The 22,027-nt window shown below is 64.7% G+C and carries 24 protein-coding genes; 9 read left to right on the forward strand and 15 right to left on the reverse strand.

Going from position 1 to position 22,027, the window contains the following annotated elements:
• Window positions 1–897, forward strand: a complete 897-nt coding sequence (locus B5M41_RS16125; protein ID WP_134648924.1) for a 4-(cytidine 5'-diphospho)-2-C-methyl-D-erythritol kinase — start codon at window positions 1–3, stop codon at window positions 895–897.
• Window positions 884–1,432, forward strand: coding sequence for a molybdenum cofactor biosynthesis protein B (moaB, locus tag B5M41_RS16130; RefSeq protein ID WP_134648925.1), 549 nt, complete (start codon window positions 884–886; stop codon window positions 1,430–1,432). Before B5M41_RS16125 ends, moaB begins: the two co-directional genes overlap by 14 nt.
• Window positions 1,433–1,438: 6 nt before the next feature.
• Here the strand turns inward: moaB and B5M41_RS16135 are convergent, their stop codons facing one another.
• Entirely contained in the window at window positions 1,439–1,975 is a 537-nt protein-coding gene (locus tag B5M41_RS16135) for a glycosyltransferase family protein (protein ID WP_134648926.1), read from the reverse strand.
• Between the two features lie 170 nt (window positions 1,976–2,145).
• On the opposite strand from B5M41_RS16135, the gene B5M41_RS16140 reads away from it, so the two are divergent.
• Together B5M41_RS16140 and B5M41_RS16145 are read left to right on the forward strand one after the other, a co-directional pair.
• The gene (locus tag B5M41_RS16140) at window positions 2,146–3,303 is read left to right on the forward strand and encodes a PA0069 family radical SAM protein (protein ID WP_134648927.1); all 1,158 of its coding nucleotides are present in this window, start codon (window positions 2,146–2,148) and stop codon (window positions 3,301–3,303) included.
• A gap of 209 nt (window positions 3,304–3,512) precedes the next feature.
• Entirely contained in the window at window positions 3,513–4,163 is a 651-nt protein-coding gene (locus tag B5M41_RS16145) for a ribonuclease HII (RefSeq protein WP_134648928.1), read from the forward strand.
• A gap of 206 nt (window positions 4,164–4,369) precedes the next feature.
• Here B5M41_RS16145 and B5M41_RS16150 read toward each other — a convergent pair whose 3' ends face one another.
• The 12 genes from B5M41_RS16150 to B5M41_RS16205 all read right to left on the reverse strand — a co-directional run bounded on the left by B5M41_RS16150 (window position 4,370) and on the right by B5M41_RS16205 (window position 15,833).
• On the reverse strand, window positions 4,370–4,855 hold the full coding sequence (locus B5M41_RS16150; RefSeq protein ID WP_134648929.1) for a F0F1 ATP synthase subunit B: 486 nt from the start codon (window positions 4,853–4,855) through the stop codon (window positions 4,370–4,372).
• Window positions 4,856–4,865: 10 nt separating this feature from the next.
• Window positions 4,866–5,519 (reverse strand): F0F1 ATP synthase subunit B, encoded by a 654-nt coding sequence (locus B5M41_RS16155; RefSeq protein WP_134648930.1) that lies wholly within the window; start codon window positions 5,517–5,519, stop codon window positions 4,866–4,868.
• A 90-nt stretch (window positions 5,520–5,609) separates the two neighbouring features.
• The gene (locus tag B5M41_RS16160; protein ID WP_117368645.1) at window positions 5,610–5,837 is read right to left on the reverse strand and encodes a F0F1 ATP synthase subunit C; all 228 of its coding nucleotides are present in this window, start codon (window positions 5,835–5,837) and stop codon (window positions 5,610–5,612) included.
• Window positions 5,838–5,904: 67 nt separating this feature from the next.
• A complete protein-coding gene (locus tag B5M41_RS16165) occupies window positions 5,905–6,657 on the reverse strand; it encodes a F0F1 ATP synthase subunit A (protein ID WP_134648931.1) in 753 nt (250 codons plus the stop codon).
• A gap of 61 nt (window positions 6,658–6,718) precedes the next feature.
• A complete protein-coding gene (locus B5M41_RS16170) occupies window positions 6,719–7,114 on the reverse strand; it encodes an AtpZ/AtpI family protein (RefSeq protein WP_134648932.1) in 396 nt (131 codons plus the stop codon).
• A gap of 265 nt (window positions 7,115–7,379) precedes the next feature.
• Window positions 7,380–8,501 (reverse strand): cell wall hydrolase, encoded by a 1,122-nt coding sequence (locus tag B5M41_RS16175; protein ID WP_134649036.1) that lies wholly within the window; start codon window positions 8,499–8,501, stop codon window positions 7,380–7,382.
• Window positions 8,502–8,812: 311 nt separating this feature from the next.
• On the reverse strand, window positions 8,813–10,714 hold the full coding sequence (locus tag B5M41_RS16180) for a potassium transporter Kup (RefSeq protein WP_167719015.1): 1,902 nt from the start codon (window positions 10,712–10,714) through the stop codon (window positions 8,813–8,815).
• Between the two features lie 14 nt (window positions 10,715–10,728).
• Window positions 10,729–11,712, reverse strand: a complete 984-nt coding sequence (locus B5M41_RS16185) for a magnesium transporter CorA family protein (protein ID WP_413713175.1) — start codon at window positions 11,710–11,712, stop codon at window positions 10,729–10,731.
• A 199-nt stretch (window positions 11,713–11,911) separates the two neighbouring features.
• Complete coding sequence (locus B5M41_RS16190) at window positions 11,912–13,093, reverse strand: Mrp/NBP35 family ATP-binding protein (RefSeq protein WP_134648933.1); 1,182 nt, start codon at window positions 13,091–13,093, stop codon at window positions 11,912–11,914.
• Window positions 13,094–13,216: 123 nt separating this feature from the next.
• Window positions 13,217–13,960 (reverse strand): LuxR family transcriptional regulator, encoded by a 744-nt coding sequence (locus tag B5M41_RS16195; protein ID WP_167719018.1) that lies wholly within the window; start codon window positions 13,958–13,960, stop codon window positions 13,217–13,219.
• Window positions 13,961–14,044: 84 nt separating this feature from the next.
• The gene (locus B5M41_RS16200) at window positions 14,045–14,716 is read right to left on the reverse strand and encodes a helix-turn-helix transcriptional regulator (RefSeq protein WP_230640137.1); all 672 of its coding nucleotides are present in this window, start codon (window positions 14,714–14,716) and stop codon (window positions 14,045–14,047) included.
• Between the two features lie 325 nt (window positions 14,717–15,041).
• Window positions 15,042–15,833 (reverse strand): IclR family transcriptional regulator, encoded by a 792-nt coding sequence (locus B5M41_RS16205; RefSeq protein WP_209020867.1) that lies wholly within the window; start codon window positions 15,831–15,833, stop codon window positions 15,042–15,044.
• A gap of 101 nt (window positions 15,834–15,934) precedes the next feature.
• On the opposite strand from B5M41_RS16205, the gene B5M41_RS16210 reads away from it, so the two are divergent.
• The 5 genes from B5M41_RS16210 to B5M41_RS16230 all read left to right on the forward strand — a co-directional run bounded on the left by B5M41_RS16210 (window position 15,935) and on the right by B5M41_RS16230 (window position 20,082).
• Window positions 15,935–16,696, forward strand: coding sequence for an SDR family NAD(P)-dependent oxidoreductase (locus B5M41_RS16210; RefSeq protein ID WP_134648936.1), 762 nt, complete (start codon window positions 15,935–15,937; stop codon window positions 16,694–16,696).
• Window positions 16,696–17,631: a 2-dehydro-3-deoxygalactonokinase gene (locus tag B5M41_RS16215; RefSeq protein WP_134648937.1), complete on the forward strand. Its 936-nt coding sequence runs from the start codon at window positions 16,696–16,698 to the stop codon at window positions 17,629–17,631. The genes B5M41_RS16210 and B5M41_RS16215 overlap by 1 nt, the downstream gene beginning before the upstream one ends.
• Window positions 17,632–17,683: 52 nt before the next feature.
• On the forward strand, window positions 17,684–18,322 hold the full coding sequence (locus B5M41_RS16220) for a 2-dehydro-3-deoxy-6-phosphogalactonate aldolase (protein WP_134648938.1): 639 nt from the start codon (window positions 17,684–17,686) through the stop codon (window positions 18,320–18,322).
• Window positions 18,319–19,203: an SMP-30/gluconolactonase/LRE family protein gene (locus B5M41_RS16225; protein ID WP_134648939.1), complete on the forward strand. Its 885-nt coding sequence runs from the start codon at window positions 18,319–18,321 to the stop codon at window positions 19,201–19,203. The genes B5M41_RS16220 and B5M41_RS16225 overlap by 4 nt, the downstream gene beginning before the upstream one ends.
• A 207-nt stretch (window positions 19,204–19,410) precedes the next feature.
• The gene (locus B5M41_RS16230; RefSeq protein ID WP_134648940.1) at window positions 19,411–20,082 is read left to right on the forward strand and encodes a PRC-barrel domain-containing protein; all 672 of its coding nucleotides are present in this window, start codon (window positions 19,411–19,413) and stop codon (window positions 20,080–20,082) included.
• A 71-nt stretch (window positions 20,083–20,153) separates the two neighbouring features.
• Here the strand turns inward: B5M41_RS16230 and B5M41_RS16235 are convergent, their stop codons facing one another.
• Together B5M41_RS16235 and B5M41_RS16240 are read right to left on the reverse strand one after the other, a co-directional pair.
• Window positions 20,154–20,489 (reverse strand): PilZ domain-containing protein, encoded by a 336-nt coding sequence (locus B5M41_RS16235; RefSeq protein ID WP_134648941.1) that lies wholly within the window; start codon window positions 20,487–20,489, stop codon window positions 20,154–20,156.
• Window positions 20,490–20,584: 95 nt separating this feature from the next.
• Complete coding sequence (locus tag B5M41_RS16240) at window positions 20,585–21,940, reverse strand: putative bifunctional diguanylate cyclase/phosphodiesterase (protein WP_134648942.1); 1,356 nt, start codon at window positions 21,938–21,940, stop codon at window positions 20,585–20,587.
• Between the last annotated feature and the right edge of the window lie 87 nt (window positions 21,941–22,027).

The following is a 22,027-nucleotide window of genomic DNA, read 5'->3' on the forward strand; positions in this document are numbered from 1 at the left end:
ATGCCCGGCGACACCCTTTCGGGCTTTGCCGTTATCGAAGCGGCGCCCGCCAAGATCAACCTCGCGCTGCACGTGGTCGGCGAGCGCGGGGACGGCTATCATCTCCTCGACAGCCTGGTGACCTTCACAGCCTTCGGCGACCGCATCGCGCTGTCGCCAGCCGAAGAAGACCGCTTCACGCTCTCCGGCCGCTTTTCCGCTACGCTTGCGGCCGAGAACGACAATCTCGTTACCCGCGCGCGGGACCGCCTGCGTGCGGCGCTGGAAACAACCGGGCAATCTGCCCCGCCCGTGCATATCCATCTGGAAAAGAACCTGCCCATCGCTTCCGGTATCGGCGGCGGCTCGGCGGATGCCGCCGCGACGCTGCGCGGCCTGCTTGGCCTGTGGCAGGCGGACCTGCCGGGCGACCAGCTCGACGCCATCGCCATCGGGCTCGGCGCGGATGTGCCCATGTGCCTTGCCGGCCGGCCTTTGCTGGCGCGCGGCATCGGCGAGGACATCACGCCCGTGGCGCTTCCCGCGCTCTCCATGGTGCTGGCCAATCCGCTCGTCGGCGTGTCGACGCCGGCCGTGTTCCGTGCCCTCGCCTCCAAGCGGAATGCGCCGCTCGTTCTGCGGGATGCGTCCGTTCACTGGCTGGATGCCATTGCCGGCCTGCGCAACGACCTGGAGCCGCCCGCCCGACGCCTCTGCCCACAGATCGGCGAACTCGCGGACGGTCTCGCCGCGACGGATGCACGCGTGGTGCGCATGTCCGGTTCCGGCGCCTCCTGCTTCGCGCTATACAGTTCGGACGCGATGGCCGAAACGGCGGCGGCTTCGCTGAAGCAGCAACACCCCGACTGGTTCATCACCGCCACCAGCACGCTGGAGGGACACGATGGCACGCCTTGACGAGACGAGACCGTTCATCCCGGTCGGTATCGCGGTGCTGACCGTCTCGGATACCCGCACGCCCGAGACCGACCGGTCCGGGGACACGCTGGTCGCGCGCATCGCCGAGGCCGGCCACCGGCTCGTCGCCCGCGCCATCGTGCCCGACGATATCGCCGCCATCCGCACGCAGGTCGAAGCCTGGACGCGCGACGATGCGGTCGACGTCGTCATCACCACCGGCGGCACGGGCTTTACCGGCCGCGACGTGACGCCGGAGGCGCTGGAGCCGATCTTCGAGAAACGCATGGACGGCTTTTCGGAGGTCTTCCACCGCATCTCCTACGACAAGATCGGCACCTCCACGATCCAGTCGCGCGCGACGGGCGGCGTCACCAACGCCACCTTCATCTTCGTGCTGCCCGGCTCGCCCGGCGCCTGCAAGGACGCCTGGGACGGCATCCTCAAGGCGCAGCTCGACTACAGGCACATGCCCTGCAATTTCGTGGAAATCATGCCGCGTCTCGACGAGCACCTGAAGCGCTCGGCCGGCTGAACCGCCTCAGCCCGCCACCAGCTGCGCGCGGATCGCCCTGATCGCCCAGGCGGGCACGATCTCGGCAACGAGCGAAAAGGTCTTGGTGCCCTTTGCGATGTCGGACAGGGACATGCCCGTGCGCACGGCGGCCGCAGCCTGCCGCTTGCTGACGAGATAGCCCTGCTCGAGCGGCGAGAGGCGGCGCCCGAAGCGTTTCAGGAACGGCCTGCGGTGATTGCGCGAGCCGGTGAACCGCGCCGGGCCGGCACTGACCGAGACATGGTCGACGATGGCATCGACCCAGCCGGTCATCGGCCGCGCGCCGGGTTCGAGCAGGAGCAGCCAGTCGCCGCGCGCCGCGCGCACCACATCCTTCATGTCCCAGCTGGTGAGAAACCGGCACCCTGCGGCATCGGCCACGCGGGCGGAACCGTCGCGCGAGCCGTGATCGAGCACGACCACCTCCCGCACGACTCCCTCGACCGCGCCCGGCACGAGCGCCGACAGCGTCTGTGCAAGCTCGGCCTCGTTGTCCCGGCATTCGATGATGATCGTCAGCATATATCTCCCTACCGCATCGCAGCATCAATTTCCACCGTTGCAAGGCCGGCACATCGCCGCATGGTTAGGCGATATGGTTAGCGGGTGCGATTTTGTTCTTGCATTGTTCTCGTTTCGATTATAGGAATATAGTCATTGAACCGGGGCGAGACGCTCCGCCGGAGATAGCCATGAACGATCTTGCAAACCTCAGGCAGGGCGCCCTCGCGCCCGGCCATACGAAGGATGTTGCCGAAGCGCTGCTGGCTGATACGGGCATGCGCGTCGATGGAGAACGCCGGCGCGGCCGGGGCGCAGGGCTCAACTTCACCGGCCGCTTCGAGCCGGTGACGCGGGAGAGCTTCGACGACGGCTGGCAGACGCTGGAGGAGCTTCCGCCCTTCCGCACCGAAGTCCAGGTCGAGAAGCCGCGCACCATCATCACCCGCAACGAATCGCCGGATATTCCCTTCGACCGCTCGATCAATCCCTATCGCGGCTGCGAGCATGGCTGCATCTACTGCTTTGCGCGGCCCACCCACGCCTTCATGGGCCTGTCCGCCGGCCTCGACTTCGAAGCGAAGCTCTTCGCCAAGCCGGATGCGCCGAAGCTGCTCGAACGGGAATTGTCCAAGCCCGGCTACAAGCCGCGTGTCATCGCCATCGGCACCAATACCGATCCCTACCAGCCCATCGAGAAGGAATGGCGCATCATGCGCCAGATCCTCGAAGTGCTCGACAAGGCCAACCATCCGGTGTCAATCGTCACCAAGTCGGCGCTCGTCATGCGCGACGTCGACATTCTCGCCCGCATGGCGGCGCGCGGCCTTGCCTGGGTCGGCATGTCGGTCACGACGCTCGACCGCAAGCTCGCCCGCACCATGGAACCGCGCGCGGCGACCCCGTCACGCCGGCTGGAAGCGATCCGCGCGCTCTCCGATGCCGGCATTCCGACCGCCATCATGATGGCGCCGATCATTCCCGGCCTCAACGACCACGAGATCGAGAAGGTGCTCGATTCGGGCAAGGCGGCAGGGGCGATGGAGGCGAGCTATGTTCTCCTGCGCCTGCCGCTGGAGGTGAGCCCCCTCTTCCGCGAATGGCTGCTGCGCAACTACCCGGACCGCTACCGGCACGTCATGTCGCTCGTGCGCTCCATGCGCGACGGTAAGGACTATGACGCGGAATTCGGCAAGCGCATGAAGGGCGCCGGCCCCTATGCGTGGCAGATCGCCCGGCGCTTCGAGATGGCCAGCAAGCGGCTGGAGCTGACGCGGACGCGCCGCAACCTCTCCGGCGACCAGTTCGTTCCGCCCTCGGGCAGCGGCGTGCAGTTGTCCTTGCTGTGATGACGCCAGCGCGACGCGCACACGGGTTCGATGTCACCGGGACAGGCATCGTGCTCTTGAACTGAATGTGTGAGATCCGCGCCGCGCCGGTGCAGATCTTGCAAAACCTCTTCCGGTAGCGTCATCCCCTGGACGCGCCGGGTGTTCCTCCGACCGCCGCCCCTGTCGGAGGACTTGCAGGGAATCGGACGGATGTGCAAGGTCCCCGCATGGCCAAGAGCACATCCTCCGATTCCCGCCTTCTTTTCGATATGCCCGAAGGGCCCGATTTCTCGATGGAGATGGCGGCGAGAAAGCGCGGCCTCTGGCCGGTCGCCGGCACGGACGAGGCCGGGCGCGGGCCTCTCGCCGGGCCCGTCGTCGCGGCCGCTGTGGTGCTCGATCCGGACAACATTCCCGAGGGTCTTCACGATTCCAAGCAGTTGAGCGCCGCCAGGCGGGAAATGCTGTTCGCCCGTATCATGGAAACCGCCTTCGTATCCGTCGCCTCCAGCTCCTCGCGGCGCATCGATACGATCGACATCCGCAAGGCGAGCCTCGATGCCATGCGCCGCGCCGTCGCAGGCCTCGAAGTGGCGCCGAGACTGGTGCTGACGGACGGCCGCGACGTGCCGCCGGGCCTTGCCTGCGAGGGCCGCGCCGTCGTCAAGGGGGATGCGCTTTCCGTTTCCATCTCGGCCGCATCGATCGTCGCCAAGGTGATGCGCGACAGGATGATGGCGCGCGCGGAAGAGACCTATCCGGGATACGGCTTTGCCGTGCATGCCGGTTACGCGACACAGGTGCACCGCACCGCCATCGAATCGATCGGCCCCTGCCGCCTCCACCGCATGAGTTTTCGTCCACTGCGCAAGGAGTGATCCGCCCCCTCCGTCCAGACGCCGATCATCCGCTCCGGGCGGATATCTCGACGCGCGTACGCTTGGCTGCCATCCGGCAGAGGTGCGAAGATTTCGCGTCTGCCTGCCAGCATCGAGGCCCCAGCACAGATCGAGGCTCGGCACAGGCCGGACGCAAAAAAGGCCGGATCGCTCCGGCCTTTTCTAAGACATCGGTGATGGCGGCCTCAGTTGAGGCGGCTCTTCACTTCGCTGATCGCGTTGTTGAAGAGGGCGTTGCCGGTTGCGGCATCGGCCTTGGCGGCGATGACCTTCTCGGCGGCCGCGACGGCCAGGTCGACGGCGGCGGCGCGCACGGCATTGATCGCGTCGGCTTCCGCCTGCTTGATCTTCTGCTCGGAGAGCGCCGTGCGGCGGGTGACGTATTCCTCGGTCTTCTGCTTGGCGTCGGCGGTCAGCGCGCTTGCTTCGCGCTCAGCGGCCGCGACGATGCTTGCGGCTTCCGCCTCGGCATCCTTGCGCTTGCGCTGGTATTCGGCGAGCAGGTGCTGGGCTTCCTCGCGAAGACGCTTGGCTTCCGCCAGCTCGTTCTGGATCTTCTCGGCGCGGGCGTCGAGAGCCTTGGCCATCATGCCCGGAACCTTGAGATAGGCGATGAGGGCAAGGAACAGCAGGAGGCCGACAAAGGCATAGAATGTTGCGTCGAATGCCATGGTATCCTCCTTATTCGCCCGCTGCCGACTTCACGGCCGAAGCGATCTCGGCCTTGCTGGCCTTGGCGCCGATCAGCTGTTCGACGACGGCTGCGGTCGTTTCCTCGGCGATCGTGCCGACATCGGCAAGCGCCTTGGCCTTGATTTCGGCGATGCGCGTTTCCGCACCGGCGATCTTGTCCTGCAGCGAGGCTTCGATCTTGGCGCGCTCGGCGTCGGCCTTGGCCTTGGCTTCGTCGCGCGCTGTCGCGGCGATCGCGTTGCCCTTGGCGCGGGCCGCGGCGAGTTCCTGTTCATAGGAAGCGATCGCTGCGTCGGCTTCCGCCTTCAGGCGGGACGCTTCGTCGAGATCCTGCGCGATGCGGTCGTGACGCGTCTCCAGGATGCCGCCGATGCGCGGAATGACGACCTTCGACATGAGAAGGTAGAAGAGACCGAACGTGATCGCGAGCCAAAGGAGCTGCGATGCGAACGTGGTCTGGTCGAACGGGGGGAAGACGCCGGAAGCGTGCTCGCCGCCATGGGCAACACCCGTTTCGGTGTGCACTTCGCCTGCCGGCTGAGCCGCATGCGTATCCGCAGGGGTCTCATGCGTATCCGCAGGAGTTTCCGCCTGGGCGATTTCGAAGGGGGTGGACTCGGCCGATGCCAAGGTCACAGACATGCTGACCTCCAGGGGGGCACTCTCAGATCATGTACGGAACGTACGATGGACCACGGCCCTTGCGGGCCATGGTCCAGTCCTCAGCCGATATCAGACGGCGAAGAGGAGAAGGAGAGCGATGAGCAGCGAGAAGATGCCCAGAGCTTCCGTAACGGCGAAGCCGAATACGAGACGGCCGAACTGGCTGTCAGCAGCAGACGGGTTGCGCAGAGCGCCGGCCAGGTAGTTGCCGAAGATGTTGCCGAGGCCGAGAGCCGTGCCGGCGAGACCGAACGTGGCAAGACCTGCGCCGATGTACTTTGCTGCTTCCGCTTCCATGTTGAACTCCTTGAATGGGTTGTTGCGGCTTGTGAGCGGCGCCCGGAGGCACCGACGACTTTATTCCCTAGTGACCACCCGGATGCACGGCATCGTTGAGGTACATGCATGTCAGAACTGCGAAGACATAGGCCTGCAGGAACGACACGAGGAATTCGAGACCGGTCAGGGCGACGGTCATGAGAAGGGGCAGGATCGCACCGGCGACGCCGACGGCGCCAAGCGCGCTGAGCGAGGTGACGAAGCCTGCGAAGACCTTCAGCGTGATGTGACCCGCCAGCATGTTTGCGAAAAGACGGATCGAGAGGCTGATCGGACGCGAGAGGAACGAGATGACCTCGATCGAGATGACCAGCGGAAGAAGCGCACCGGGAACACCCGACGGCACGAAGAGCTTGAGGAAGCCGAAGCCATGCTTGTAGAAGCCGTAGACCACGACCGTGCCGATGACGAGCATGGCCAGCGCGAAGGTGACGATGATCTGGCTCGTGACGGTGAAGAAGTACGGCACCATGCCGAGCATGTTTGCCGTCAGCACGAACATGAAGAGCGAGAAGACGAACGGGAAGAACTTCATCCCGTGGCTGCCCGCCCCTTCCCTCAGCATCGAGGCGATGAACTCGTAGGACATTTCCGAGACCGACTGCATGCGGCTCGGCACCAGGCCGCGCTGGCCGGTGGTGAAATAGAGGAAGCCGATGCCGGCCGCGACGGTGGCGACCATGAACAGCGAGGCATTGGTGAACGAGAAATCGATACCGCCGATTTCGATCGGAACAATCTTGTTGACCAGGAACTGATGGGTCGGATCGTTGGACACCGCTTATCTCTCTCGCTTGCCCGCCTTGCGACGGAAGTCACCCACTATGCGGACCGCGTCGTCAGACGCCGTCCTTCTTATCGGTCTCGTCCCGTCCGCTGCCGGCCTTGCCGGGCTCTCGCCCGGCCAGCCTGTCGACCGGATGGGGCGAAGCCACCATGCCGGCGGCGCGCATGACGTTCAGAACGCCGGCACCGAAGCCGAGAAGGAGGAATACGATCATTCCCCACGGCCCTGTACCCGCAAAATGGTCCAAAAGATAGCCCAGAAGCGCCCCGACGATCACGGCAGCGACGAACTCGCTCGAGAGCTTCATGGCGACCGCATAGCCTGAACGGCTTGCTGCTGCCCTCGCCTCGGCGGCTTCTTCCGCCCCGTCTGACTTGCGCTTCTCCGCGAGTTCCGCGTCGAGCCGCTTCAGCCGGTCTTCCAGACTTCCCTTTTGATCGTCGGCCATGGCATCCTCCTGCTTGCTTCCGATGAGGCGTTCGCCCCAATGCGGACATATTGAAGGCTAGGATTCAAGCCATATCCGACCCCTTTCGAAGTCGGGCGCAACATAGTTTTAGGTGCCGGCATAGTCAAGGCGTGGCGGAGCTTTGCGCCGCAGCAAATATATATAATAAAATCAAAGGATTGATCGGAAATTCACGGGAAGCGCGACTCTCTGTCCCGGGAATCGCCTGCGCTGTGGCGCGGACTCACCACAGCAGCCAGCGGGCTCAGCTCCAGCCACCGCCATAGGTGCGGTAGAAGATGTGCTTGCCGATCTTTGCCACGCGCTGCATGGTCCGGCCCCACGGCGGCTTGACGTAGGTGGCGTGATAGTGGGTCGAGGAGCCGACCTCGTCGATCCAGATCTTGCCGGCCGTGACCGCCATGGCGATTTCCTTGGCCGTCTTCCAGTGCCAGGGCGACAGGATGAGATCGGGAATACCGTCGCAGGCGAAGGAGAACTGGCAGCGGTTGCGCCAGTTCTGGTTCTGGTAGACCACGCCGCAGATCGTATCGGGATAGGCGGGATTGCGCACGCGGTTGAGGATGACCTGGGCGACGGCGGCCTGGCCCTTCAGCTCTTCGCCGCGCGCTTCGAAATAGACGCCCTCCGCCAGGCACTTCTGTTCCTTCTCGGTGAAGACGCCCGGTGGCAGCGCGGTCGCGGCCCAGGCATGATCCTCCGGCGCGATTTCCGGGATGAAGCGGCCGGTCTCGTCCTTCGGCTTCAGGATCGAATCGAAGGGCGATTCCCGCGCATAATCCGGCTCGACGCGGGCATAGGCGGTCGCGAGGATATCGGCCTTGTCGCTGGTGACGAGATCGGCGATGACGGGCGATACGCCGGGGTTCTTGCGGACCGGCGTCTTCTTGTAGAACGCCGTGGCGATCTGGATTTCCTTGCCGCGAATGTCGGCCCGCGCGAAGACCATGCGCTGACCGTCGTTGAAGACCGGCGACAGAAGCGAGGACGTGCGTTCCAGGATCGAGCCGGCGGTGAAGTCCTTCGGCGGGCTGACCGGCATCACCGCGACGATACGGCCCTTCTTGTCGCGGCGGTTGATACGGTCCTCGTCGGGAATGCCACCCTGGCCCTTGTGTTCGCTGCGCAGCGCCGCCTTGCCGCCATCGGGCAGGTCGACACCCGCCCCGCTCTCGACGCCGCCGGTGATCATCGCATCGGCAAAGGAGATTTCGATTTCATGCACCGAGCCGGCGGGCGAACGGGTGAGCACCATGTTCTGGTTGCCGCCCTTGCGGTTGAGCCCCGCCAGATAGGTGGCAAGGTCGGTATGCGCGGCCTGGGTCGGCACGCTGGCGACGAGGCCGGCGGCCAGGACCAAAGGCATTTTCCATTCCCGCTTCAGATAGTCGAAGAAGCGGCCTGCCCCGGCATGACGAATGTTACGCTTACGCAACTGACTACTCCGCACGCATGTACGGGCGACCGCGCCGATGAACGACCGGCGTGCCTTGCTGCCCGGATATTTTTGTATGGGAGCCAAGCCGCGCCGAGGCACGGGCCCGAAGCGGCTCGCTGTCAGGGTAAAATGAAGCATTAACCTTGATGGTTGGTTAATGCTGATAAATGGTTGGAGGGAGGCACGGGCCTCCCCTTCACGTTTTTGTCAGAAGGTCGCGAATATGGCCGACCGGCGGCTCAGATGACGACGTGCGATCCGAGTTCCACCACGCGATTCGTCGGCAGGCGGAAATAGTCGGAAGGGTCGGTGGCGAGATCGGCAAGGGCGATGAACAGGCGGTCCTGCCACATGGGCATGCCGGACTGCGCATCGGGCACCAGCTTGCGGCGGCCGAGGTAGAACGAGGTCGACATGATGTCGAACTTGTGCCCCGCCTTGCGCATCACGCCGAGCGCCTGCGAGACGTTCTGCGTTTCCATGAATCCGAACCGCATCTCGATGCGCGAGAAGCGCTCGGAGATGCGCTCCACGGTAAAGCGGTCGGCCGGAGCCACGCGCGGCTTGTTGGCCGTCGTGATGGTCAGCACGAAGTTCTGCTCGTGCAGGACGTGGTTGTGCTTGATGTTGTGCAACAGGGCCGCGGGTGCGAAATCCGGATCGCTCGTCAGGAAGATCGCCGTGCCGGGAACCTGCACGGGGGCATGCGTGCTGTGCTTTTCCAGCGACTTCACGAAGGCCGACATCGGCACCTCGATGCGGCGCGTCTTGTCACGCAGGATGCGTGTGCCGCGCGTCCACGTCCACATGATCACCACCACACCGGCGGCGATGGCGACCGGGACGTAGCCGCCGTCATGGATCTTGAGCAGGTTCGCGCCGAGGAAGGTCAGCTCCAGCAGGAAGAGCGGCAGAAGCACCATGGCAGCGGTGAGAGGCTTCCAGTGCCAGCGTGCACGCAGGAATTCGAAGGCGAGTACCGTCGTCACGACCATCGCGCCGGTCACGGAGATGCCGTAGGCGGTGGCGAGCGATTCGGAGGAACCGAAGAGGAAGACCAGCAGCATGACGCCGAGTAGCAGGACGGTGTTGACGGCCGGCAGGTAGATCTGCCCGGTCTGCGTCTCGGATGTGTGGAAGATCTCCATGCGCGGCAGGAAGCCAAGATGGATGGCCTGGCGGGTAAGCGAGAAGGCGCCGGTGATGACCGCCTGGCTGGCGATGATCGTGGCAGCCGTGGCGAGGATGACCACCGGCAGCAGCGCCCATTTCGGGAACATCAGGAAGAACGGGTTGGAAATCGTTTCCGGCCGGGCCAGCACCAGCGCGCCCTGCCCGAGATAGTTCAGGGTGAGCGCCGGGAAGACCAGGCAGAACCACGCCCACTGAATGGGCCGGCGGCCGAAATGGCCGAGATCGGCATAAAGCGCTTCGGCCCCGGTGACCGTCAGGAAGACCGCACCCAGAACGACGAGGCCGAGATAGCCCTCCGTCGCCATGAAATGCACCGCGTAATAGGGATTGAAGGCCGCGAGAATCCCGAGATCATCGGAAATATGCGTGATGCCGCCGAGACCCAGCACAATGAACCATATGGCGGTGATCGGCCCGAAGAATTTCGAGACGGCGGCGGTGCCGAGCGACTGCACGGCAAAGAGCAGCACCAGGATGACCACCGATATGGGCACGACATAATCGCCGAAAGCGGGTGTTACGAGCGTCAGGCCCTCGACGGCTGACAGCACCGACAGCGCCGGCGTGATCATGGCGTCGCCGATGAAGAGCGCCGCGCCGGCCGCGCCCATGAAGAAGAGGATGGGTGCATGCTTGCCGGCCGTCTTCATCAAGAGTGCCAGCAGCGACAGCGTTCCGCCTTCGCCGTGGTTGTCGGCGCGCAGCAGGAAGAGCACGTATTTGATGGTGACGATGATCGTCAGCGTCCAGATCATCAGCGAGATGAGGCCGATCACCTCCTCGCGCACGAGGCCATCGCTGGAAACCGGACGCAGCGCTTCGCGGAAGGCATAGAGCGGGCTGGTGCCGATATCGCCATAGACGACGCCGACCGAGCCGAGCGCCAGAAGAAACATTGCGCGCGGGCGGCTTTCAGGATGCGCTGCGCTGCCGGTACTTGCGTGCATGGGACGATCAGGCGTCAAAGCCAGCCTTTCCAGCGGAAAAAGAAAAACGGAAGGATCGCCGACAGGACCATCGCCACAAGGGTGAGCGGATAAGCGTAGGCGACATGCAGTTCCGGCATGAATTCGAAGTTCATGCCGTAGATGGAGGCGATGAGCGTCGGCGGCAACAGCACCACCGAGGCGATCGAGAAGATCTTGATGATCGCATTCTGCTCGAGACTGATGAGACCGAGCGAGGCGTCCAGCAGGAATGTTATGTTGCCGGCAACGAAATTGGCATGCTCGGACAGCGACTGCACATCCCGCGTCACCGTGCGGCAGAGTTCCAGGCTGTCGCGATCGGACTGCAGCGCGGGCAGGCCATGCAGGAAGGTCAGGACGCGTGACAGCGACATCAGGCTGTCGCGCGTCTTCGCGATGAGCCGGTGCAGCGCGGAGACCTGCACCACCCGATCCTCCAGGTAGCGCGGCGGCCGGCGCGCAAGATGCCGCTTGTCCCCGAAGACTTCGAGCGAGAGCTTGTCGGCCCGCGTCACGGCGATCTCGAGAATTTCGGCGGTGCGGTCCACGATGGTCTCAAGCAGGCGCGTCACCATGACGGTGGGCGAGGAACAGCCGCCGGGAATGCGGCGCATGGCGGTTCGGAATATCTCGAAGGAGCGCGGCTCCGCATAGCGGACGGTCAGCAGCCGTTCCGGCGTCAGGATGAAGGCGACGTCGGTGAGGAACGGGAGGTCGCTTTCGGCCTTCACCATCAGCGACGCCGTCATGTAGGCGGCATTGCCATCCGTATAGAGGCGGCTGGAGGGCTCGATGTCCTTGAGTTCGTCGCGGGTCGGGATTTCGATGCCGAGCATGCGCTCGGCCAGCGCCTCGTCGGCACGGCTCGGCTCGACCAGATCGACCCACACGGCACCCGCAAGGGCCCCCGCGGCGGCGGAATCGGTCTCAGCGGGCAGGGCCTGCGCCGCGCCATCGGGACGGAAGACGGTGATCACCGGCGAATGGCTCCGAAACGGACCATCGCACACACTCCTGTTACATACCGGCCTGTTACATACCGGCGCGCGGCAGGCTGGGGATATTGCGCGGCGCAACATAAAAATCAAGGCCCCCTCCCCGACCGCACATCCGGCGGCCAGGATCGGAGGCCTTGATCATGGTGTCAGCAACCGCGAGCGGCGTCGGCCGGCCAGCCTATTCGAAGACGATGGCGGGCGCACCGCGGGCGCCCTTGCCCTGCACGGTTTCGAGTTCCTGCCAGACGCGGGTCGCGATCGCGCGATAGGTCTTCGCCGCCGCGCCCTCCGGGTTGGAAACCACGACCGGCGTTCCGGCATCGGAGGTCTCGCGGATGTCCATGGTGAGCGGCACCTCGCCGAGGAAGGGCACGCCGATGCGCTCGGCCTCCTTGCGCGCGCCGCCATGGCCGAAAATGTCGTAGCGGTTGCCGGTGTCGGGCGCGATGAAATAGCTCATGTTCTCGACGATGCCGAGCACGGGCACCTCGACCTTGGAGAACATGTTGAGGCCCTTGCGCGCATCGATGAGCGCAAGGTCCTGCGGCGTCGAGACGATGACGGCACCGGCCAGCGGCACCTGCTGCGCCATGGTCAGCTGGGCATCGCCCGTGCCGGGCGGCATGTCGACGACGAGCACGTCGAGCTCGCCCCAGGCGACCTCCCGCAACATCTGCATGAGCGCGGACTGGATCATCGGTCCGCGCCAGATCATCGCCACCTCCTCGTCGACGAGGAAGCCCATGGACATGACCTTGATGCCGTAGTTTTCCATCGGCTTGATGATGCGGCCCTCGATCTGCTGGGGGCGACCGGAGATCTTCAGGAGACGCGGCATGGAGGGGCCGTAGATATCGGCATCGAGAATGCCGACACGCAGACCGTTTGCCTTCAGCGCGAGCGCCAGGTTGACCGAGGTGGTCGATTTGCCGACGCCGCCCTTGCCGGAGGCGACCGCGATGATGGCGCCCACACCCGGAATGCCGGATTTCGCGCGCTGCGGAGGCTGACCCGGCGCGGCATGGGCGTGGCCAGCATGATCATGCGCAGCGCCGCGGCCGGGCGGCTGCGGGGCCGGAGCGCGGGCGGCAGCCGGACCCGACGCCGCGCGCTTGTCCGCCGTCAGCGCCACCATGGCGGCCTTGATGCCGGGGATTTCCTTGACGACCCGCTCGGCGGCGGCGCGCATGGGATCGAGCTCACGGGCGCGCTCGGCCGGCACGGTGATGGAGAAGTACGCCTTGCCATCGGAGATGAAGACATCGGAAACGAGGCCCATGTCGACGATGTTGCCGTCCATATCCGGGCCGCGCACCGTGCGCAGCCGTTCCAGCACCTGTTCCTTGCTTACATCCGTCATGACATCCTCTTCAGACCCCGCCGTGCGATCGCCGGCCCTGTCCGTAGATAGTGCACGCGAGGGCCGTCGCCAACGACTTTGTCTGTGACGGGAGGCTCAAGGCCTGCGGCAAAAATGGCGGCGTCAGGTAATGAGACCGCGGCGGATCGCCTTCACGACCGCCTGGGTGCGGTTGACCGCTTCCAGCTTGCGGGTGACCTGGTTGAGGTAGTGATTGACGGTGTGCTCCGACAATCCCAGGATCTCCGCGATCTCCAGGCTCGTCTTGCCGGCAGCGGTCCAGCTGAGGCACTGGACTTCACGCTCGGTCAGCACGATCTGGCCGGTCTTCCAGGCCGAGCCGATTTCCGCAAGCCGATTGAACAGGTGTACGGAGATCATCTGCAGCATCAGACGGTCTTCGCGCTTGAGCGCGAAATCGTCGCCGCCCCAGACGACGGCGCCCCGGTTGCCGAGCGCATCGTGCACCGGGAAAAAGTGGCCGACCAGCATGCCGTGATCGGTCATTATTTCGAGCAGGTCGCCGAATTCCGGATCCGCGCCCGCCTCGCCGAGCCAATCGCGCATGTCGTAGGAGAAGGGCACGGTGGTCAGCCGCAGCTTACGGATGCCGACGCTGTGGCGGACCATGCGCATGGCATCGTATTTGGCGAGAACTTCCTGGGGCCAGTTGCTGACGATGGAATAGGCCGAGAGCTTTTCCGCCTCGAAACCCGGCAGATTGAAGACGATGAAATATTTCAGACCATACTGTTCGCAGCGCCGGCGCATGTAGCGCACGATGTCGAACTGGGTCGCCAGCCCGGCAATCTCAGCAGCGTCGTCGTTTACCTGGTATTCCTCGCTGCTTTTTTCGTCAGCAGTCATTGGTGCCCCGCACTGTTCATTTCTCCCCTTGAGCATTTGGAGCGGGACCACGCGCATTCCAGACAGTCACAAGGTGTCTTCCCATCAGTTCAAAAGCCCGGCCCTGATCGCCTTGACGACGGCCTGGACCCGGTTGACCGCGTCGAGCTTGCGCGTCGCGCGGTTCAGGTAATGGTTCACGGTATATTCCGAGAGACCGAGGATTTCCGACATCTCCACGCTCGTCTTGCCGGCCGAGGCCCAGGACAGGCACTCGATCTCGCGGCGCGACAGCGACACGTTCTCGCGCCGGCGCGCCCGCAGTTCGAGAACCTGGGTGAACACGAGATTGGCGATGGCATTCAGCTCCGCCATCTCGTCGGGCCGCAGAGCCTCACGCGTGCCGCCGAAGGCGAGCGCGCCGCGCAGGCCGGCGGAATTGTGCGCCGGAAAATAGGCGCCGCGCGGCAGGCCATGGCCCTCGAACAGGCGCATGGCGATCTCCGACTTGCCATCCGCACGGCGGCGGTTGGTGCGTTCGGCATCGTAAGAGAAGGGGGTCGTGCTCTGCCGCAGATGCTCGATGACGGGACTGCCGAAAATGAGGCCCGCATTGTCGTAGGCCTGCAGCATGTCCTTCGGCCAGGACGTCATGAGAACATGCGAGGAGAAATTCGTCGGCGCTTCCGACGGCACGTTGATCAGGATGTAGCCGTTGAGGCCATGGCGATGCGCGATGGCCAGCAGAGTGTCGGCAATATCCGATTCCGATCCCATCGCCGACGGGCCAGAATCCCACCGCTGATGAAACTTCGCAGAATCCCTATGAAGTCGATCCGCCATAGTCACCTTCCCTCAGCACGCATGCGAAAGTGCGGCAGGACTGCCAACACGATACACTGCTTGCTTCAGGAACCCCCGTATCCCAATGCAAGTATTTCCGATGGATCGCGCCTCAAGCCGCGATGAGCGACGCAGCCCGTGGGCTTGTCGACAATGAAGCTAATGAGCCCCTCCGCTCACGTCCAGCGCGATTTTCTAATTTACCGTAAAATGCGGTGATAAGATGGGTTTTGTCCGGTTACGTACATCAGCGATCGCGTCAGCGTTGTGGACCAAGGCGCGCATCCAACTCATTCTTGATCCCACCGGCCGCCTGCCGCACCAGGGGTACCCAGGCCTCCAGCTTTTCCTGCTCCACGCGATAAGCCGGTCCCGTGACGGAAATGCCGGCGACCAGGGAGCGGGCGGCATCGCAGACCGGCGCGGCGACGCATCGGATGCCGGGCTCGTGCTCTTCCCGGTCGAAGGCAACGCCGCTGCGGCGCACCGCCTCCAGCTCGCCGAGCAGCGCCGCGCGGTCGACAAGCGTCTGCGGCGTGAAGCGGCGGAATTCGATGCCCGACAGAATCACCTCCAGCGCGGCATCATCAAGGGTGGAGAGCGCGGCCTTGCCGACCCCCGTGCAATAGACCGGCGAGGCATTGCCGATCTGCGAATTCATCCGCACCGCCTGACGGCTTTCCACCTTGTCGAGATAGATGATCTCGCGGCCACGCAGCACGCCGAGATGCACCGTCTCGCCCGTCTGCGCGTGCAGCGCCTCCAGAAAAGGGGCAGCCACGGCGCGGAACTCGTTGCGCGCCCAGCTCGCCGAGGCAAGTTTCAGGAGGCGCAGGCCCGGCAGATAGACGTGGTCGGCCCGAAGCTCCAGCAGGCCCTCCTGTACGAGATGGGTCAGCTGGCGGTGCAAGGTGCCGCGTGGCTGGCCGCTGACCGCGAGGATATCCGTGAACCGCATTGGACGCTCGGCAAGCGCCACGGCCTCCAGCACGGCCATCGTCTTGCCCAGCGTGCCGGTGCCGACCGTCTCGTCTTTCTGCTCCGTCGCCATCTGCGCCGCTCCGCTCAACTCTTGACAGGGCGGCAGCCTAGCGAAATAATTCCGAATAATCAAACTCAGTTCCAAATAATGGAACTAAATGGGAGGAGACGATGGCGAGCCGCTATCCGGACCTGGCGGGACAGGGCATTCTGATCACCGGCGGCGGTTCGGGAATCGGGGCGGCGCTGGTCGCGGCCTTTTGCGCCGAGGGCGCCCGCGTGGCCTTTCTCGACATCGCCGAAACCGAAAGCCGCGCCCTGGTTGCGCAACTGGCCGAAACGGCCGCCCACCGGCCTCATTTCATCAAGGCGGACCTGCGCGACATCGCGGCCCTGCGCGGCGCGATCGATGAGGCGATCTCCGTGCTCGGCGGCATCCGCGTTCTCGTCAACAATGCCGCGCGCGACGACCGGCAGGAACTGGACGCCATCGAGCCCGATGGCTGGGACGAGAGCCAGGCGGTAAACCTGCGCCACCAGTTCTTCGCCGCGCAGGCGGTCGTGCCGGCCATGCGCAGGGCCGGCGGCGGGGCGATCGTCAACTTCTCCTCCATCGCCTACCTGCTCAATATGGGAGAACTGCCCGCCTATGCCACGGCGAAGGCCGGCATCATCGGCCTGACGAAGTCGCTCGCCGGCAAGCTCGGGCCGGACAATATCCGCGTCAACGCCATCCTGCCCGGCATGGTGCTGACCGAACGGCAGAAGCGGCTCTGGGTCGACGAGGCCGATGCCGCCGCCGGCATCGCGCGGCAATGCCTGAAGCGCTCCCTCGTTGCCGAGGATATGGTGGGCCCCTGTCTCTTCCTGGCATCGGACGCATCCGCCGCCATCACCGCACAAACGCTCATTGCCGATGGAGGCATGCTCTGATGACCCAAACCGCTTCCCCCACCGACGCCGCCTATGTGGCCGTGGACTGGGGAACCTCCAGCTTTCGTCTCTGGCTCATCGGCCGTGACGAAACCGTCCTTGCCGAACGCCGCAGCGGCGAAGGCATGACGACCGCAGCCCGCACCGGCTTTGCCGCGGTTCTGCAAAGCCATCTCGCCGCCATTTCCGCGCCCGAGGACCTGCCCGTGCTGATCTGCGGCATGGCCGGCGCGAAGCAGGGATGGGTGGAGGCCGGCTATCTCGACACGCCGGCTGCCCTTTCCGCCATACCCGCCGCCGCCGTGCGGGTGCCCGGTGTCGCGGCGGATATCCGCATCCTGCCCGGCCTCGCCCAGCGCGACGCGACCGCACCCGACGTCATGCGCGGCGAGGAAACCCAGCTTCTCGGTGCCGCCGCCGAACTCGGCAACGGCGACCATCTCGTCTGCATGCCGGGCACCCACAGCAAATGGGTGCGGCTCTCGGCGGGCAAGGTGGAGGGCTTCTCGACCTTCATGACGGGCGAACTGTTCGACGCCATCGCGAAGAACACGATCCTCAGCCACGCGGTTGCCGATGCCGGCGCGATCGCTCCCGACAATGCCGCCTTCCGGGCGGCCGTCACGCGCATGGTCGCCAATCCGGCGCTGGCGACGAGCCAGATGTTTTCCGTGCGGGCGGGCTCGCTGATTGCGGGGCTTTCACCTGATGATGCCAAGGCGCGTCTGTCCGGCACGCTGATCGGCCTCGAGATCGCCGGCGCCCTGTCGCTGGCGGCGAAGGACACGCCCGTGACGCTTGTCGCGTCGGGCTCGCTCGGTATGCTCTACGAACAGGCGCTGGCCGCCGCCGGCCTCACGCCTACCGTCATCGATGCCGATACGGCGGTGCGTCACGGCCTTGCCGCCGGCGCAAAGGCCCTCTGGTCGCTCTAGTCATTAACGTCGCCGACCTCGTCGGCTGGAACGCTCGAAGAAAGTCGCAACAATGAGCCGCATCCCCTTCCCGCCGATGAAGTACCCGTTGATCGCCATCCTGCGCGGCCTGAAGCCGCACGAGACGGAGGATGTCGTCGGCACGCTGATCGAGGCCGGCTTCACGGCCATCGAAATCCCCCTGAACTCGCCGGAGCCGTTCAAGTCCATCGAGATCGCCGTGAAGATGGCGCCGGAGGGCTGCCTCATCGGGGCCGGCACCGTGCTGACCGTCGAGGACGTGAACCGTCTTGCCGATGTCGGCGGGCGCCTGATGGTGAGCCCAAACGTCGAGCCTGATGTCATTTCCACCGCCGCCGCCAAGGGCATGGTCACGATGCCGGGCGTCTTTACGCCCACCGAGGCGCTTGCCGCAGCACGGGCCGGCGCGACGGGCCTGAAATTCTTCCCGGCCAGCGCGCTCGGCCCGTCCGGCATCCAGGCGATCCGCGCCATCCTGCCGCCGGACCTGGAAATCGCCGCCGTGGGTGGTGTGTCGGATCAGAACTTCGGCGATTATGCCGCCATCGGCATCCGCAGCTTCGGCCTCGGCTCCAGTCTCTACAAGGTGGGCATGGACGGCGCCGCGGTGCGCACGCGCGCCAAGGCCACGCTCGACGCCTATGATGCCGTTTATGGAGGAAAACGATGACAGACACCCATGCATTTACCGGCCGCGTCCTGTGCGATGTCGACAGCGCGCTGGGCGAAGGCCCGACCTACGATCCGGCGACCGACACCGCCTTCTGGTTCGACATCATCGGGCAGAAGCTGCATGAGCTGCAGCTCGCCACCATGAAGAAGACCGTGCACGACCTGCCTTTCCTCGGCAGCGTGCTGGCCGTCATCGATGCCGAGCGGCAGCTCATCGCATCCGACAAGGGCCTCTTCATCCGCACGGTGGCCGATGGCAAGCTCAGCCCCTTCGCCAGGCTGGAAGACAAGCCGGGCAACCGCTCCAACGACGGACGCGTGCATCCGTCCGGCGCACTCTGGATCGGCACGATGGGGCGCAAGTCCGAAACGCATGCCGGCGCGATCTACCACGTCGCAGGCGAGCGGGTAACGAAGCTTTACTCCGATATCACCATTCCCAATGCCATCTGCTTTTCGCCGGATGGCAGCGTCGGTTATTTCACCGACACGGATGTGAACCACCTCATGCGCGTCACGCTCGATCCGGCCACCGGCCTGCCGACCGGCGCGCCGCAGGTGCTGAGCGACGAGTCGGCAACGCCCGGCGGCGTGGACGGTGCGGTCTGCGATGCCGACGGGCTGATCTGGAACGCGCGCTGGGGCGCCAATGCGGTGGACGTCTATACGCCCGACGGCACGAAGATCGCCCGCCACCTGGTGCCGGCCTCGCAGTCGAGCTGCCCCGCCTTCATCGGCGCAAAAGCCGACCGCCTGCTGGTGACATCGGCATGGCAGGGCATGGATAAAGCCGCCCGCGACAAGGATCCGCATGCCGGCCAGACCTTCGAGCTGGGCGTTACGGTGAACGGCCGTTTCGAGCCGCATTTCAAACTCTAGGGGCGATCCTGACCGTCGATATGAGGGAGCGGCTGCCCGGGACCTATTCGGGCAAGAGCCGCTCCTTTTGCATGGCGGACATCAAAAATGAGGCAAATTTTATCGGAACCAAACCCCGGGGTCACCGTTGTGTGTGCATCAGCCGGTGCGGAGGATACTTTGAGACCGCCGCGCCTTGATACCAACGAGACGAAAGGCAGGTTTATCATGAGCAAGAAACTTCTTACCTCCGTTGCCGCTGGTGCACTTTTCCTTGGCGCAGCCCTGGCTCCTGCGGCATATGCACAGGACACCAACCAGCCCGCAGCCGGCCAGACGATGGAACAGCAGCCCGGCATGACCAACGATGACGCCACGGGCACGACCCCCGGCGACACCGCTGCGACCCCCGGCGCAACGACTGACCAGAACACGGCCGAAACGCCGGCCACGACCCCGACCGAAGACACGGCCCAAGCTCCCGCCGCTGCCGGTGACGAGTATCTGACCGCCCAGTCGGACGAGCAGATCAGCGCCAACACCTATATCGGTCAGTCGGTCTACAACAGCGCCGATGAAAGCATCGGCAAGATCTCCGACCTGATCATGGAAAAGAGCGGCGGCATTGACGCTGCGGTGATCGGTGTCGGCGGCTTCCTGGGTATCGGCGAGAAGTGGGTTGCCGTGCCGTTCGAGAAGATCTCGATCACGCAGGTTCCGGATTCGGACGACGTCAAGCTGACCACGACCGAAACCGCCGAAAGCCTGCAGGCAGCGCCGGAATTCAAGACCAAGGCGCAGCAGGTCTCCGAGCGTCAGGCCAACCAGCCGGTCGACAATTCGACCACGTCGTCGACGACTTCGGGCACCCTGCCCTCCACGACGCAGCCGGCTGAATAAGCCTCAGGCTGAACGAAAGAAGCCCGGTGGCGAGCGCCACCGGGCTTTTTCGTGCACGGAAATGGCGGGCGTCAGCGGCGCAGGACCGGACGCACCTCTTCGTGGAAGAAACGGAAATAGGACGTGATCTGCGCAAGCGCGTTGGTCGACAGCTTGTACTGGATGCCGAGACGGCCGTTGGAATACCAGCGCACCGTGCCGCTGAGGCGACCAAGCTCCTCGCTCTCGACCGTCACGAGCTGCCCCGGCATGACCTGAAGGGGTTTTTCGATATCGAAGGCCATGCCGCTGGGCGAGAGATCGACGACACGCGCCCGCGTCGACTGGTGCATGATCTTCACCGTCGCGAAAAGCCGCACGCTGGAACGATTGCTTGCCCGGACGGGCATATCCTTGATCGTCGTCATTCAGCACACCCCCATCGTTGCCGACATAACGCAGGGTAGTGAGAAACACTTGCTGCCCCGCTAATGGACAGCGTTGAGATTTGGTAAACGCACCCTCAGGATGCGGCGCGGCCCTCGACGGTGACATAGCGATCGGCAAGGTAGCGCATGGTCGCCACCGCGTCCGCCGGCTTTCCGTAGAAATAGCCCTGCCCCATGCCGCAGCCGAGCGCCTTGAGCTTCAGCGCCTCGGAGAAGTCCTCGATGCCCTCGGCAACGACGGCCAGATCGAGCCCCTCGCACATGGTGACGATGGCCTTGATGATGTGCTCGGATGCCTTGTCGTTGGAAATACGCGAGACGAAGGCGCGGTCGATCTTCACCTTGTCGAAGGTGAAATCGCGCAGCCGCCCGAGGCTGGACTGGCCCGTGCCGAAATCGTCCAGCGAGATGCGCACGCCCGCCGCACGCAGCTCGCAGACGATCTTCTGGGCCGTGTCGGCATCCGTCATGACGGCGGTTTCGGTGATTTCCAGCTCCAGCCGGCGAGGATCCAGCCCCACGCGGTTGAGGATCGCCAGCGTGTTGAAGGCGGTCTTCGGATCCATCAGCTGGGCGGACGAGAGATTGAAGGAGAGGAAGAGTTCCTTCGGCCAGGAAAGCGCCGCTTCGGCAGCCTTGCGCAGCAGCGTGTCGGAGAGCGCATCGATGAAACCGCGCTCTTCGGCGAGCGGTACGAAGACGGCCGGCGAGACATAGCCGAGATCGGCATCGCACCAGCGCGCCAGGGCCTCGAAGCCGACCACCGTATCATCGCGCAGGCTGACGATCGGCTGGAAATGCACATCCACCTCGTTGGCGATGATGGCATTGCGCAGCGCCTGTTCGAGCTGCGTCGCCCGCTTCATTTCCTGGGCGATTTCCTGGGAATAGACGGTGATCTGGCCGCGGCCGCGTCGCTTGGAGCGATAAAGCGCGGTGTCCGCACTTTTCAGGAGTTCGGTGAAGTCCTCGCCGGCGAAGGGGTAGATCGCAAAGCCGAAGGAGGCCGACAGGCGCACGTTTCGGTCGCCCAGATCGAAGGGCGCCGACAGGACCTCGCGCAGCATCTGCCCGATCTTCTCCGCGCCCTTGCGTTCGAAGACGAGCGGCAGCACGAAGGCGAATTCGTCGCCGCCATGGCGCGTGACGGTGGCGCCATCCGGCACGCAGGCTTTCAGGCGATGGGCGACCTGGCAGAGGATCTCGTCGCCGGCGCGGGGGCCGAACAGATCGTTGATGGGCTTGAAGCCGTCGAGATTGGCGATGCCGATGGCGAAGGGCGCCGGGTCCTCCTCGCGCTCCTTGGCGATCTGGCGAACCTTGTCACGCAGTCGGTACAGATTGCCCAGCCCGGTCAGCGGGTCGGTATAGGCCATGGCATGGAGGTCAGTCTGGGAAACATCCAGCGCCGCGTGATCAGCAGACTTCATTAATGATTACCCGTACTTGCACTCGACCTCCGGAGACTGCTTCACGATGCGCCATGAGCGTTAACAAATGCATAGCGCGGCATCGTC

The organism is Shinella sumterensis (assembly GCF_004514425.2).
Taxonomy (GTDB): domain Bacteria; phylum Pseudomonadota; class Alphaproteobacteria; order Rhizobiales; family Rhizobiaceae; genus Shinella; species Shinella sumterensis.

Excerpts from the sequence above, each read along its gene's own strand:
- B5M41_RS16125 (WP_134648924.1), top strand. The coding sequence starts at position 1 with ATGCCCGGCGACACCCTTTCGGGCTTTGCCGTTATCGAAGCGGCGCCC.
- moaB (WP_134648925.1), top strand. The coding sequence starts at position 884 with ATGGCACGCCTTGACGAGACGAGACCGTTCATCCCGGTCGGTATCGCG.
- B5M41_RS16135 (WP_134648926.1), bottom strand. The coding sequence starts at position 1,975 with ATGCTGACGATCATCATCGAATGCCGGGACAACGAGGCCGAGCTTGCA.
- B5M41_RS16140 (WP_134648927.1), top strand. The coding sequence starts at position 2,146 with ATGAACGATCTTGCAAACCTCAGGCAGGGCGCCCTCGCGCCCGGCCAT.
- B5M41_RS16145 (WP_134648928.1), top strand. The coding sequence starts at position 3,513 with ATGGCCAAGAGCACATCCTCCGATTCCCGCCTTCTTTTCGATATGCCC.
- B5M41_RS16150 (WP_134648929.1), bottom strand. The coding sequence starts at position 4,855 with ATGGCATTCGACGCAACATTCTATGCCTTTGTCGGCCTCCTGCTGTTC.
- B5M41_RS16155 (WP_134648930.1), bottom strand. The coding sequence starts at position 5,519 with ATGTCTGTGACCTTGGCATCGGCCGAGTCCACCCCCTTCGAAATCGCC.
- B5M41_RS16160 (WP_117368645.1), bottom strand. The coding sequence starts at position 5,837 with ATGGAAGCGGAAGCAGCAAAGTACATCGGCGCAGGTCTTGCCACGTTC.
- B5M41_RS16170 (WP_134648932.1), bottom strand. The coding sequence starts at position 7,114 with ATGGCCGACGATCAAAAGGGAAGTCTGGAAGACCGGCTGAAGCGGCTC.
- B5M41_RS16175 (WP_134649036.1), bottom strand. The coding sequence starts at position 8,501 with ATGCCTTTGGTCCTGGCCGCCGGCCTCGTCGCCAGCGTGCCGACCCAG.
- B5M41_RS16180 (WP_167719015.1), bottom strand. The coding sequence starts at position 10,714 with ATGCACGCAAGTACCGGCAGCGCAGCGCATCCTGAAAGCCGCCCGCGC.
- B5M41_RS16190 (WP_134648933.1), bottom strand. The coding sequence starts at position 13,093 with ATGACGGATGTAAGCAAGGAACAGGTGCTGGAACGGCTGCGCACGGTG.
- B5M41_RS16195 (WP_167719018.1), bottom strand. The coding sequence starts at position 13,960 with ATGACTGCTGACGAAAAAAGCAGCGAGGAATACCAGGTAAACGACGAC.
- B5M41_RS16200 (WP_230640137.1), bottom strand. The coding sequence starts at position 14,716 with ATGGGATCGGAATCGGATATTGCCGACACTCTGCTGGCCATCGCGCAT.
- B5M41_RS16205 (WP_209020867.1), bottom strand. The coding sequence starts at position 15,833 with ATGGCGACGGAGCAGAAAGACGAGACGGTCGGCACCGGCACGCTGGGC.
- B5M41_RS16210 (WP_134648936.1), top strand. The coding sequence starts at position 15,935 with ATGGCGAGCCGCTATCCGGACCTGGCGGGACAGGGCATTCTGATCACC.
- B5M41_RS16215 (WP_134648937.1), top strand. The coding sequence starts at position 16,696 with ATGACCCAAACCGCTTCCCCCACCGACGCCGCCTATGTGGCCGTGGAC.
- B5M41_RS16220 (WP_134648938.1), top strand. The coding sequence starts at position 17,684 with ATGAGCCGCATCCCCTTCCCGCCGATGAAGTACCCGTTGATCGCCATC.
- B5M41_RS16225 (WP_134648939.1), top strand. The coding sequence starts at position 18,319 with ATGACAGACACCCATGCATTTACCGGCCGCGTCCTGTGCGATGTCGAC.
- B5M41_RS16230 (WP_134648940.1), top strand. The coding sequence starts at position 19,411 with ATGAGCAAGAAACTTCTTACCTCCGTTGCCGCTGGTGCACTTTTCCTT.
- B5M41_RS16235 (WP_134648941.1), bottom strand. The coding sequence starts at position 20,489 with ATGACGACGATCAAGGATATGCCCGTCCGGGCAAGCAATCGTTCCAGC.
- B5M41_RS16240 (WP_134648942.1), bottom strand. The coding sequence starts at position 21,940 with ATGAAGTCTGCTGATCACGCGGCGCTGGATGTTTCCCAGACTGACCTC.